The sequence below is a fragment of the Streptomyces sp. NPDC047014 genome (genome assembly GCF_040644195.1).
Taxonomy (GTDB): Bacteria; Actinomycetota; Actinomycetes; order Streptomycetales; family Streptomycetaceae; genus Streptomyces.
Genome location: NZ_JBEYVX010000062.1, coordinates 23,151 through 34,839 on the forward strand (window position 1 = coordinate 23,151; position 11,689 = coordinate 34,839).

At 73.3% G+C, this 11,689-nt stretch carries 11 protein-coding genes; 3 read left to right on the forward strand and 8 right to left on the reverse strand.

The features are described from left to right. Positions 1-136: 136 nt before the first annotated feature. Positions 137-646: a universal stress protein gene (locus ABZ873_RS25610; protein ID WP_360876156.1), complete on the forward strand. Its 510-nt coding sequence runs from the start codon at positions 137-139 to the stop codon at positions 644-646. Between the two features lie 13 nt (positions 647-659). On the opposite strand, the gene ABZ873_RS25615 is transcribed toward ABZ873_RS25610, so the two are convergent. Further along, a complete protein-coding gene (locus ABZ873_RS25615) occupies positions 660-1,325 on the reverse strand; it encodes a thioredoxin domain-containing protein (RefSeq protein ID WP_360876158.1) in 666 nt (221 codons plus the stop codon). On the opposite strand from ABZ873_RS25615, the gene ABZ873_RS25620 reads away from it, so the two are divergent. After that, a complete protein-coding gene (locus ABZ873_RS25620; RefSeq protein WP_360876160.1) occupies positions 1,324-1,506 on the forward strand; it encodes a hypothetical protein in 183 nt (60 codons plus the stop codon). The two genes, ABZ873_RS25615 and ABZ873_RS25620, sit on opposite strands and share 2 nt — an antisense overlap. A gap of 234 nt (positions 1,507-1,740) precedes the next feature. Here the strand turns inward: ABZ873_RS25620 and ABZ873_RS25625 are convergent, their stop codons facing one another. Next, on the reverse strand, positions 1,741-2,301 hold the full coding sequence (locus ABZ873_RS25625) for a hypothetical protein (protein WP_360876161.1): 561 nt from the start codon (positions 2,299-2,301) through the stop codon (positions 1,741-1,743). 277 nt (positions 2,302-2,578) lie between these two features. Between ABZ873_RS25625 and ABZ873_RS25630 the strand changes: the two genes are divergently transcribed. Then, positions 2,579-4,426, forward strand: a complete 1,848-nt coding sequence (locus ABZ873_RS25630) for a glycoside hydrolase family 15 protein (protein WP_360876163.1) — start codon at positions 2,579-2,581, stop codon at positions 4,424-4,426. A gap of 34 nt (positions 4,427-4,460) precedes the next feature. Here ABZ873_RS25630 and ABZ873_RS25635 read toward each other — a convergent pair whose 3' ends face one another. From ABZ873_RS25635 to ABZ873_RS25660, 6 genes are all read right to left on the reverse strand, one after another. Beyond that, positions 4,461-5,246, reverse strand: coding sequence for a hypothetical protein (locus ABZ873_RS25635; protein ID WP_360876165.1), 786 nt, complete (start codon positions 5,244-5,246; stop codon positions 4,461-4,463). Between the two features lie 80 nt (positions 5,247-5,326). Next, the gene (locus ABZ873_RS25640) at positions 5,327-6,382 is read right to left on the reverse strand and encodes a cytochrome d ubiquinol oxidase subunit II (protein ID WP_360876167.1); all 1,056 of its coding nucleotides are present in this window, start codon (positions 6,380-6,382) and stop codon (positions 5,327-5,329) included. Beyond that, positions 6,379-7,824: a cytochrome ubiquinol oxidase subunit I gene (locus ABZ873_RS25645; RefSeq protein ID WP_360876169.1), complete on the reverse strand. Its 1,446-nt coding sequence runs from the start codon at positions 7,822-7,824 to the stop codon at positions 6,379-6,381. The genes ABZ873_RS25640 and ABZ873_RS25645 overlap by 4 nt, the downstream gene beginning before the upstream one ends. A gap of 33 nt (positions 7,825-7,857) precedes the next feature. Continuing rightward, positions 7,858-8,697 (reverse strand): SDR family oxidoreductase, encoded by an 840-nt coding sequence (locus ABZ873_RS25650; protein ID WP_360876171.1) that lies wholly within the window; start codon positions 8,695-8,697, stop codon positions 7,858-7,860. Positions 8,698-8,863: 166 nt separating this feature from the next. Then, positions 8,864-10,444 (reverse strand): GMC family oxidoreductase, encoded by a 1,581-nt coding sequence (locus tag ABZ873_RS25655; RefSeq protein WP_360876173.1) that lies wholly within the window; start codon positions 10,442-10,444, stop codon positions 8,864-8,866. 112 nt (positions 10,445-10,556) lie between these two features. Further along, positions 10,557-11,474: a cyclase family protein gene (locus ABZ873_RS25660; RefSeq protein WP_360876179.1), complete on the reverse strand. Its 918-nt coding sequence runs from the start codon at positions 11,472-11,474 to the stop codon at positions 10,557-10,559. Positions 11,475-11,689: the final 215 nt, after the last annotated feature.

The window sequence follows — 11,689 nt, forward strand, 5'->3', positions numbered from 1 at the left end:
GCAGGCGGGCGTCTGCGGGGCGTCAGGATCACCGCCCGCCGTGTCAGGAAGCCGTCAGGGGAGCGCCGCGCGGGCCCGGCCGGCCTTGTAATGGCCGGGTGAGGTCAACGCGAGCGGAGCGGGCAGGGAGGGACGCGTGCCGAAGGTAGTGGTGGGTGTCAGCGGGAGCCTGGGCAGTCTGGCGGCCCTCCACCGGGCCGCCGCCGAGGCGCGGCTGCGAGGAGCCGAGTTGCGTGTCGTACTGGCCTGGCAGCCGCCCGGGACCGGGCCGGGCGGCCGCGACTCCTGCGGGGTCGCGGCCGTCGCCCACTGCCGGGAAGCCGCCGTGGACGCCCTGCGCCGGAACCTCGACACCGCCTTCGGCGCCGGACGGCCCGGGGTCACCCTGGCCGGGTTCACCGTACGGGGCACAGCCGGGGCGGTGCTCGTCGACTGCGCCCGTGACCCGGAGGACCTGCTCGTCGTCGGTACGGGATCCCGCGGACCGCTGCGCCGCCTGGTGCGGCCCTCGGTGGCCCGCTACTGCCTCGCGCACGCCGCCTGCCCCGTGCTGACCGTACCCCCGTCCCCGCTCCGGGCCGCCTACGAGGAGGCGCACCGCCGCAACGCGTGGCGGCTGCCGCTGGATCCGCGGGAACTGGCCTGAGCGGACCGGGCGGTCAGGAGCCGGCCAGCCGGCGCTCGATGATCGCCTTGAAGTCCTCGTAGCCGCGCGGCGAGACCCGGACCCCGTCGACGAAGAACGTGGGCGTCCCCTGGACCTTGAGGCCCGCGCCGTCGCGCTGGTCGAGGGCGATGCGCTCGGTGGTCCCCGGCGCCGCGACATCGGCGTCGTAGCGGGCCATGTCGAGGCCGAGTTCCCGCGCGAAGCCGCGGAAGACGGCGTCCTTGGGCTCCCGGGCCTCGCCCCACTCGGCCTGGGTGGTGAACAGCTTGTCGTGCATCTCCGGGAACCGGCCCTGCTGGGCGGCCGCCTCCGCCGCGCGGGCCGCTCCCTGGCCGTTGCGGTGGCCGGGCAGCGGGAAGTAGCGGGCGACGAAGGTGACGCGGTCGCCGTACTCCTTCTTGAGCCGGTCCATCACGGGGTGGAAGGCGCCGCAGGACTCGCACTCGAAGTCCAGGAACTCCACCACGGTCAGCCGGCTCTGCGCCGGGTCGGTGAGGCGGTGGCTGTTCTCACGGACCGGGCGCGCGTCGGCGGCGGGGGCGGGGGGTGTGGCCGTCCGGCCGTCGGCGCCGTCGGCGGGGCGCAGGAGGAGGAAGGATCCCAGTCCGGCGGCGAAGGCGGCCACGAGGACGAGGAGGACGTAGAACTGCTTCTTCATGGTGGGGGTGCTTTCTGTGGGCGCGCGGCGGCTGCGGCTCGGAGCGGTCGGCGTCGCGCCGGTGGCGGCGCACGGTGTGCGCCATGGCGCCGCCGAGGGCCAGCAGACCGACGCCGAATCCGGCCCCGATGGCCTTGAGGCTGTTGGCCGCACGCTTGCCGTTCGTGACGGCGTTCCGTGAGAGGGAGGCGGCGGGGGCCGGTTCCGCTGTGGCCGAAGCCGAAGCCGAAGCCGAAGCCGAAGCCGCGGCCGATGCCGGTGTCGGCAGCAGCAGAACGGCCGCGGCCACGGGTACGAGGAGGCAGCGCGCCGCGGTCAGGGCGGCGCGCGGGTGGAAGACGCGCATGGCGGGAAGGGCTCTCCGGGAGGGAGGACAGGGGGACGCGCGGGCGAGCCCGCCCTTCGCGTCGGGCTGTCAGCTCGCGAGGGAGAAGCGGACCGGGGGAGCCCGGCCCGGGCGCAGCCGCACCGCGTGCACCGGCCGGAGCGCCGCGACCTCGGTGGCGGGGGCGCCCTCGGGCCCGTGCCCGGCGGGAACGGCCGCCGCCAGCAGCGGCAGCAGCGCGGCGAGCAGCCCCCGCGCGCGGTCCGCGACCGGCCGGCCGTGCCGCGCCAGGGCCTCGGGGGTGCCGAGCAGCCGGGCGGCGAGCAGCAGCGTCACGGCCTGCCCGCCCAGCAGCACCCCGGGGTCGGCGAGGCCCGTGCACGCGCCCGGCACCACGTAGCAGAGGTGATAGGCGGCCTGGGCGGCGGCGAACGCGGCCAGCACCTGGATGTCACTCAGCCGCCGCCGGCTCAGCGCCAGCCCGCCGGGCAGCGCCACGGCGCCCAGGATCCCGAGCACCACCGCCCCCGGCACATGCCCCCGCAGCAGCGCGTGCCCACCGACCGGCAGCAGTACGCACACCACCGCCAGCACGGCGACCCGCACCACACCACCGCGCAGGGCGGCGAGCGGACGCGGCGGGAGGGGCACGGGGGTCACTTTCGGCAGGCGGGACGGTTCCCCGCAGCGTACCCCGCACCCCTACGCGCCCTGCCCCCGCACCCGCCGACCCGACAGCACGCGGCGGTTCCGGCGCGGACGGAACGACCTCGGCAGCCTCGTCCGCCCGCCCGGCCCGCCGCCCCGCCTTTCTCCGTACGGTGTACACAGTGGCGGCCGCTTCGGCGGGACGGGGCCCCCGGCCCGGCATACGCTGGTTCGGGGGGCCGAGATCCGGGCGGCGACGCTTGCCGGAAGGGACGCCTCGATGGACGAGTACCCGCTGATCGAGAACCATGGCCTCATAGGCGATCTGCAGACCGCGGCGTTGGTGACCTCCGACGGGGCGGTCGACTGGTTCTGCTGCCCGCGCTTCGACTCTCCCAGCGTTTTCGGGGCCCTGCTCGACAAGGACAAGGGCGGCCACTGCACCGTCCGCCCGGCCCATGAGACGTACGCGACCAAGCAGTTGTACCTGCCCGACACCGCCGTCCTCGTGACCCGTTTCATGACCGAGGCGGGCGCCGGCGAGGTGGTCGACTTCATGCCCCTGACCGGCACCACGGTCACCGACCGGCACCGGCTGGTCCGCATGGTCCGCTGCGTACGCGGCAGCATGACCTTCGAGGTGGAGATCGCGCCCCGGTTCGACTACGGCCGCCTGCCCCACGAGCTGCACCTCTCGGAGACGGGGGCGGTCTTCGCCGCCGGCGGGACCACCCTCACCGTGCACACGGTCCGCGAACCGGAGGACGAACGCCTGGTCCAGCTCCGCGTCGGGGACGACCGCGACCTGCACCTCACCCTGCGCCTGGAGGCCGGCCAGCAGCGCGGCCTGATCCTGGAATCCGCCGCCGACGGGCCGCCCCGGCAGATGCGGGTGGCGGAGTACGAGGAGCTGTTCCACGAGACCATCCGCTTCTGGCGGTCCTGGCTGGGCATGTCCCGTTACACCGGGCGCTGGCGCGAGGCGGTGGAGCGCTCGGCGGTCACCCTCAAGCTGATGACGTACGCCCCGACCGGCGCGGTGGTCGCCGCCCCGACCGCGGGCCTGCCCGAACAGCTCGGCGGCGAGCGGAACTGGGACTACCGGTACACCTGGATCCGCGACGCCTCCTTCTCCGTGTACGCCCTGCTCGGCATGGGCTTCACGGAGGAGGCGAAGGCGTTCATCGGCTGGCTCGACGACCGCATCAAGGAACGGGCCGGCGGGGAGGGGGCGTCGGGCCCGCTGAACATCATGTACGCGGTGGACGGCTCCTCCGACCTCACGGAGGAGACCCTGGACCACTGGGAGGGCTACGAGGGCTCCTCACCCGTACGCATCGGCAACGGGGCCGCCACCCAGCTCCAGATGGACATCTACGGCGAGGCGCTGGACAGCATCGCCTTCGCCCACGGCCACGACATCCACCTCGGCTACCGCGGCTGGACGGGCGTGGTCCATGTCCTGGACTGGCTCGCCGACCACTGGGACACGGCCGACGAGGGCCTGTGGGAGACCCGCGGCGGCGCCCAGGACTTCACCTACGGCCGCGTGATGTCCTGGGTGGCCTTCGACCGCGCCCTGCGCCTCGCCGCGGCCGGCGGCCGCCCGGCCCCGATGCAGCGCTGGAGCGCCACCCGGGACCGGATCTTCGAACAGGTCATGGCCCGGGGCTGGAACGAGGGCCGCGGCGCCTTCGTCCAGCACTACGGCAGCGAGGTCCTGGACTCCTCCCTCCTGCGCATGCCGACGGTCGGCTTCCTGACCCCGCAGGACCCGATGTGGTCCTCGACCCTGGACGCGATGGAAGGGGAACTGGTCACGGACAGCCTGGTGTACCGCTACAACCCCGAGGCGTCCCCGGACGGCCTCCGCGGCTCGGAGGGCACCTTCTCCCTCTGCACCTTCATGTACGTGGACGCCCTGGCCCGCGCCGGCCGCATCGACCAGGCCCGCCTGGTCCTGGAGAAGATGCTCGGCTACGCGAACCACCTGGGCCTGTACTCGGAGGAAATAGACCTGACAGGCCGCCAACTGGGCAACTTCCCCCAGGCATTCACCCACCTGGCCCTCATCGACGCGGCCATCACCCTGGACAAATCCCTGAACCGCGACCGGTCCCCGGACTAGATCCCCCGCAGCGGGACCGCCCGGCGGGAGGTCCTCAGTCGGCGTTGCTTCTGTTGACGCCCAGGAGGGCCGGGTAGTAGCGGTGGATCGAGCCCTGGGGTTCGGTTTCCACGTAGACGTTCACCTTCGAGCGGTCCATCAGGGCCCGGGTCCGCGGGTCCGTGCGTTCCGCCGTGTAGACGGCGTTCTCGTCCGGGGTGCGGGTGGACTGCCAGGTTTCCCATGCGCTCCACAGGCGGTCCGCATCGCGGCGGGACCTTTCGGAGGTCAGGGGGCAGACGTCGTTGCTGCCCCAGGCGTACTCGCGCTTTCCGTCCTCGTCGCCCGTGCTCTCGCGTTGCGAGACGGCCGATTGCCGGGCGCCCGTGGCCGTCATCCACTGGTGGACCGTCGTCGCGCTCGGGCGTACGTCCGTCAGGCGCGTGCCGAGCTTCACCGTGAAGCGGTGCTTCGGGCTGTTGCGGTTCACCTCGAACGTCGGGGTGAAGCTGCTGGAGCAGGAGGTGACCGCGTAGACGAGGGTCGCGCCGCCGGGGTTGGTGATGACCTCCACCCGGTACTCCTCCCGCGGGCGGAACACGTGCTTCGTCAGACCGGAGTCGTCCTCGTCGGCGACCGGCACGAAGGAGGGGAGCGGGACGCGGTACGACGCCGGGCCGAGGGTCTTCGTGAAGCGTTCGATGGTGTGGCCGCCGCGCAGGGAGCTCAGCTTGCGGTATTCGGCCGGGCGCCAGTCCTCCGTCATCTTCCACACCACGTTCGAGGCCGTGATCAGCGTGCTCACGGCCGTGACGATGCTGGACACGAAGAGCACGACCACGACGGCCAGGTTGCGTCTGCTCAGGCCGTGTACGCGGCCCGCGAGCCCCCCGTCCCCCTCGGGCGCGCCGCCCGGCCCGCTCAGGCCCCGCCCCCCGGTTCCGGGCCGGCCTCGCCGCGGCGGAGGTCGGCGTCCGTCAGGGGTTCCAGGTCGCCGCGGGTGTCGAGCCGGTACAGGAGGGCCACCGCGGGGAAGACCAGGACCACCGCCACCGCCGTCACGATGACCAGCCAGTGCAGGGTGCTCGGCGCCCCCGCCGCCTCCGCGACCGTCAGCCGGCCGGGGATCAGGTACGGCCGCTGCGCCAGGCCCCACGCGAGGACCGCCGAGCCCATCACCACCACCGCCGACACCCGCGACCAGGCGCCGGAGGTGCGCGCCAGCAGCCAGGCCGTCACGGCGGTGGCCAGGATCGACAGGACGAGGAGCACGAGCCCCGCGCCATGGCTGAGGCCGTGCCACAGGTGCGGGGCGTCCGCGTGGGCGACGGCCAGCGTGACCACCCCGAGGACCGCGAGCACGGCCAGGGCCGCCAGCGCCCGCCGCCGGAAGTACGCGTGCAGGTCCGGGGCCCCGTAGCGCACGGCGTCCGCGGCGAGGAACACCGCCCCGAGCAGCGCCGTGCCGACGACGGCCAGCAGCCCGAAGAAGACGGAGGTCGGGTTGTACCAGGCGTGCGCCGTCGGCTCGATGCCCGGCCCGACCCGCCCCGAGGCGATCCCGCCCGCCGCGGCCCCGAGGAAGAAGGGGCTGAGGAGCGAGGAGACCGCGAACACCGCGCCGTAGATCCGCCGTCCGGCCAGCCTGCGCGTCGGCTTGCGCAGGGCGAAGCCGGCGCCGCGCAGCACGATGCCGATGGCGGCGAGCGCCAGGGGCAGCCACATCGCGGAGAACACGGTCTGGAAGAAGACGGGGAAGCCGGTCCACATGATGACCAGGACGAAGATCAGCCAGACGTTGTTGACCTCCCATACGGGGGCCATCGCATGGTCGATCAGCCACCGCGGGCGCTTGCCCCGCCCGGCCCCGCCCGCGGTCAGGTCCCAGAAGCCCGCACCGTAGTCCGTACCGCCGGCGCAGGTGTACGCGGCCACCGCGAGCAGCAGCACGAAGGCGATCAGGGTGGCGGCGCTCATGACCCGTCCTCCCGGCCCGCGACCGCCGACCGGGGGCCGTACGGAGTGCCCGTCTCCGGCACCTCCACCGCCACTGCCCCGGCACGGCCCCGCTCGTCCTCCTCGCGCCACCGCGTCCGCATCTTCAGCAGCACCGCCAGGAAGGACCCGAAGATGAACACGTACACCACCACGACCAGCCCGAACATGGCCCACAGCGTCCCGGACCGCGCCCCGGTCACCGCCTCGGCCACGCGCATGTTCTCGTAGACGATCCACGGCTGGCGGCCCACCTCCGTGGTGATCCAGCCGCATTCGACGGCGATCACGCTGGCCACCCCGGCGCAGGCGGCGCTGCGGTAGAACCACGGGGAGGCGGGCAGCCGGCGGCGCCGGAACCAGATGAACGCGTACCAGGCGACCAGCAGCAGGAGCACCGAGCCGATGCCCACCATGATGTCGAAGGTCCAGTGGATCAGGGTGGCCTGACCCACCGTCGGCCGGTCCGCCGCCGCCACGGACGACAGCCCGCGCACCTTCGTGTCCGGGCTGAAACCGGCCAGGATGGAGTCGAGTTGGGGGATCTTGATGCCGCCGGTGACGGTCCCGTCGGCATGCAGGCGGCCGAAAAGGTACTCCGGCACATGGGTGTCCGTGTTCCAGACGATCTCCATCGCCGCGAACTTCACCGGCTGCTTCTGGAACACCGCCCGCGCGATCGCGTCGCCCAGCATGAACTGCACCGGCGTGAACACCGCCGCGACCGTGAACGGGATGGTGAAGCCGAGCCGGTGGTAGCGGTCGCGGCGGCCGCGCAGCCAGCCGCAGGCGTACACCCCGGCCACCACGAACCCGGCCGTGACCAGCATCGCGACGACGAAGTGCCAGTACTGCGGCCCGAACATCGGCGTGAAGATGGCCTTGCGGATGTCCACGTCCACGGGGTTGCCCCCGGCGTCGAGCGTGAAGCCCCGGGGGGTGTTCATCCAGGAGTTGGCTGCCAGGATCCCGAAGGCGCCGAGCAGCGCGGCCGCCGGCAGCGGCAGCGCGAGCAGGAAGTGCGTCCGGGCGGGCAGCCGGCGCCAGCCGTAGAGGTAGATGGCGATCAGGACGGCCTCCAGGAAGAAGGCCCACGCCTCGACGCCGAAGCCGATCCCGAAGACATCGCCCCACCGCCCCATCAGGCCCGGCCACAGCAGGCCGAACTCGAAGGACAGCACGGTGCCGGTGACGACGCCGATCGCGAACTGCACCGCCATCACCGCCGACCAGCGGCGCGCCAGCAGCAGCGCGGTGGCGTCGCCGCGCCGCAGCCCGTAGCCGTGCATGATCAGGGTGATCAGCGGCAGGGCCACGCCCAGCGGCACCAGGATGATGTGCGAGGCCAGGGTGAAGGCCATCAGGGAGCGCGCCGGCAGCATCTGGGGTGGTGCGTCCGCCAGCAGGTGGAGCGTGGTGTGCATGGGTGCCTTTCGGGGGCCGGCGCGGAGGGGAGGTCAGCCGCCGGTGGCGAAGCCCGGGAAGAGGGTCATTCCGCCGTCCACGTAGAGCGTGGCGCCCACGACGTAGTCCATGAGGTCCGAGGCCAGGCCGACCGCCGCGTGCGCGATGTCCTCCGGATCGCCGACGCGCCCGTAGGGGATCAGCTGCAGGAGGTCCTGCTCGGCCTTTTCGGTGTCCCAGGCGCTGCGGTTGATGGGCGTCCGGATCGCACCCGGGGCGATCGCGTTGACGCGGATCTTCCGCGGGGCGAGCTCCTGCGCCAGGGTCTCCATCATCATCTGGACGCCGCCCTTGGAGGAGGCGTAGTTGACGTGCCCGGCCCAGGGGATGATCTGGTGCACCGAGCTCATGCAGATGATCTTTCCGGCGGAGCTGGAGACCTCCGGGACGACCCCGCGCCGCAGGAACTCCTTCGTGGCCTCGCGCGCGCACAGAAACTGCCCGGTCAGGTTGACGTCGATGACCTTCTGCCACTGGGCGAGGGTCATCTCCGTGAAGGCGGAGTCCCGTTGCAGCCCGGCGTTGGCGACGAGGATGTCGATGGTCCCGAACTCCTCGACCATGCGCTCCGTCATGGCCACCACCTGCGCCTCGTCGGAGACGTCCGCCTCGTACGCCGCCGCGCGCACCCCGAAGGAGGCGATCTCCTCGACGACCTTCTCGGCCTCCTCCCGCCCGGCCACGTAGTTCACCACCACGTCCGCGCCGGCCCGGCCCAGGCCGATGGCGGTGGCCTTGCCGATCCCGGAGTTCGCGCCGGTGACCAGCGCCTTCTGGCCCTTGAGCAGGTGCGCGGGGATCACCCCCCGGGGCACGCCCTGGCTGGTACTCATGACTGACCGCCTCCTCCGCACCGCCACCCCGCACCGTCCGGGCGACGGCACCCGGCGGGTCCGGCGTCACCCAACCACCGGCCCCGGCGCGCGGGCGGGCCGCCGCGATCGGCGTTGCGCCACCCGGAGCAGGATCTTCGCCCGGTCGGCGGTGCCCCCGCCGCGCTCAGCCCAGCCGTTCCAGGAGATGGTCGCCGACCCGCAGGGCGTTCGCGATGGCCGTCAGCGACGGGTTGACCGCCCCGATGCTCGGGAAGAAGCTCGTGTCGACCACGTACAGGTTGTCCAGCTCGTGCGCCTTGCAGTGCAGGTCCAGGGCCGAGGAGGCCGGGTCGGTGCCGAAGCGGACCGTGCCCGCCTGGTGCGCGGTGGCCCCGATCGGCATGCCCTTGTGCAGGTAGAGGCTGTGGTCCAGCAGGTGGTGCTCGTGCATGCCGAGACGGCCCAGCATGCCCTGGAGCTTGTGCCGCAGCCGGTTCAGCCCGGCGGTGTTGTGGCTCTCGTCGAGCGCGAGGTGGATGCGGCCGTCCTCGTCGAGGGTGACCCGGTTGCCGGGCAGCGGCAGGTCCTCCCCGCACAGCCAGAAGTCCACGGCGTGGTGGGCCATCACCTCGAAGGGCAGGTCCGGGGTCACCTTGCCCGCCCAGCGCGGGGCCTCGCCGTGGATCTGCTCGGCGTCGGACTTGCCGAGCATCTGGATCCCGCCGAGCGGGTAGCCGAAGTCGTCCGCGCCCAGGTACCAGTCGTGCAGGGCGAGGGTCTTCTGGAACTGCGTGTCGTTCGGCTCCCGGGACACGGCCATGAGGGCGAGGTTGTTGTGCCGCATGTAGAACCGCCCGACCACGTCCGAGCCGTTCGCCAGCCCGTGCGGATGCCGGTCGTTCGCCGAAGCCAGCAGCAGAGCCGCCGAGTTGACCGCCCCGCAGGCCACGACCACGATGTCCGCGGTTAACCGCACCTCCTCGCCGCCGTCCAGCCGGGCCACGACCGAGCTGACCGTACGCCCCGCCGGATCCGTCTCCAGCCGCAGTACGTGCGCCTGCGTGACCAGCTCCACGCCCGGGTGGCGCAGCGCCGGCTCGACGCAGATCACCTGCGCGTCGGACTTGGCGCGTACCAGGCAGGGGAAGCCGTCCACCCGGTTGCAGCGGATGCAGGCACTCGACGGGGTGGCCCGCCCGGCCGCATCCTGCTCCAGGTCGACGCCGATGGGCAGGTGGAAGGGGTGCAGGCCCTGCTTCTCCAGATCGTCGCTCAACTGCTGGATCCGCGGCTCGTGTTCCACCGGCGGATACGCGTACTGCGCGCTCGCCGCGCCCTCCCAGGGGTCCTCGCCGTGCCGCCCGTGCACCCGGTACAGGTGCTCCGCCTGCGTGTAGTACGGCTCCAGCTCCTCGTACGGCAGCGGCCAGGCGGGGGAGATCCCGTCGTGGTGGCGCAGCTCCCCGAAGTCCTCCGGGCGCAGCCGGAACAGCGCCGCCCCGTAGAACTTGGTGTTCCCGCCCACGTAGTAGTTGACCTCGGGTGGGAACTCCCGGCCGTGCCGGTCCAGCCAGAACTCCGGCGCCCGGTACTTGCCCTTCACGAACACCGCCGTGGAGTCCCAGTTGTCGCGCTCGCGGGGCAGGAACCCACCGCGTTCGAGAAGCAGTACGCGTTTCCCCGACGGGGCGAGCCGGTGCGCGAGGGTGCCGCCGCCCGCCCCCGTGCCGATGACGATGACGTCGTAGTGCGGAGCAGGGTTCACGGCGGCCACCGTCCTCGGGTTGCGGCGCCGCCGCCCTCGACGGGCCCGGCGCGGCGGGGTCCCCCTTCGAACGTAACCGCCGCCCGCCGGTGCGGCACCCGGGGGAGGCGGCTCACAGGACCGCGATCGGGTTGACCGGGCAGCCGGTGGCCCCGGGCAGCCGCAGCGGCGCCACCACGCACAGGAACCGCCAGCTGCCCAGCCCGGCGCAGGCATCGGCCAGGGCGTCCAGGTCCAGGTAGTCCATGAGGTGCATGCCGAGGGCGTGCAGGGCCAGGACGTGCACGGGGAAGGGGATGCCCGCGACCGGGCTGGGCGCCGTGTCGTTGTTGCCGTCCGAGCCGAGCACGGCGACCCGCCGGTCGGCCAGCAGCGGCACACACCGCGGATGCAGCCCGGCCCGCGCGTGCGCCGCGTCCCACGCGCCGGTCTCCCGCCGCCTCCGGTGGTGCCCGACGCGTACGAGGAGCAGGTCGCCCGGACCGGCCCGTACGCCCTGTGCCTCTTCGGCCGCCGTCAGGTCCTCGACGCTCACGCAGTCGCCGGGCTCCAGCCAGGGGATCCCGCGCAGCCGCGGGATGTCCAGCAGCACCCCGGCGCCGACGATGCCGTCCCGCACCAGGTCGAGGGTGAGGCCGCGGCCGCCCTCGGAGGTGAGGAGGCTTTCCGGGAGCCCGCCGTGGAGTTCGCCGTCGAAGACGGTGTGGCACAGGGCGTCGAGGTGGCTGTGGGCGTCCCCGTGCACGTTCATGGCGAACCGGTCCAGGGCGAAGTGCACGCCCGGCGTGCCGGTCTCCTGCGCGGTGGGGGCGGTCAGCCGGTAGACGGCGGGCTGCGGATCGTCCGGGCCGGGCCGGGTCTCGATGGGGGAGGCCAGCGACACGGTCCGCCCGTGGCGCACGCCCGCCGCGGCGGCGGCCACCCGCTCGGGGGTGAGGTGGGCGAGGGTGCCGCGTCGGCGCTCGTCGCCGGTGGTGTCCGCCCGGCGGCACAGGGCGGCGTGGAGGGCGCGGAAGGCCGCCTCCGTCATGAAGGGCGAAGCCGCCCGGTCGGGGGTAGTGCCGTCCGTCGGGTCCGTCACGCGGGTCCTCCTGCTCTGGCGAAGGCTCCGCATCCACTCTCCGCCGGGGACGCGGCCCGCGCATCCCGGTCGGCCCTCGCCCGCCCGCCCGCCGGCCCGGCGAAGAGGGCGCCGAGGCCGGTGCCCGTCCCGGCGGGCGCCGGGGGGGGCGCGGCGCCCCCCCA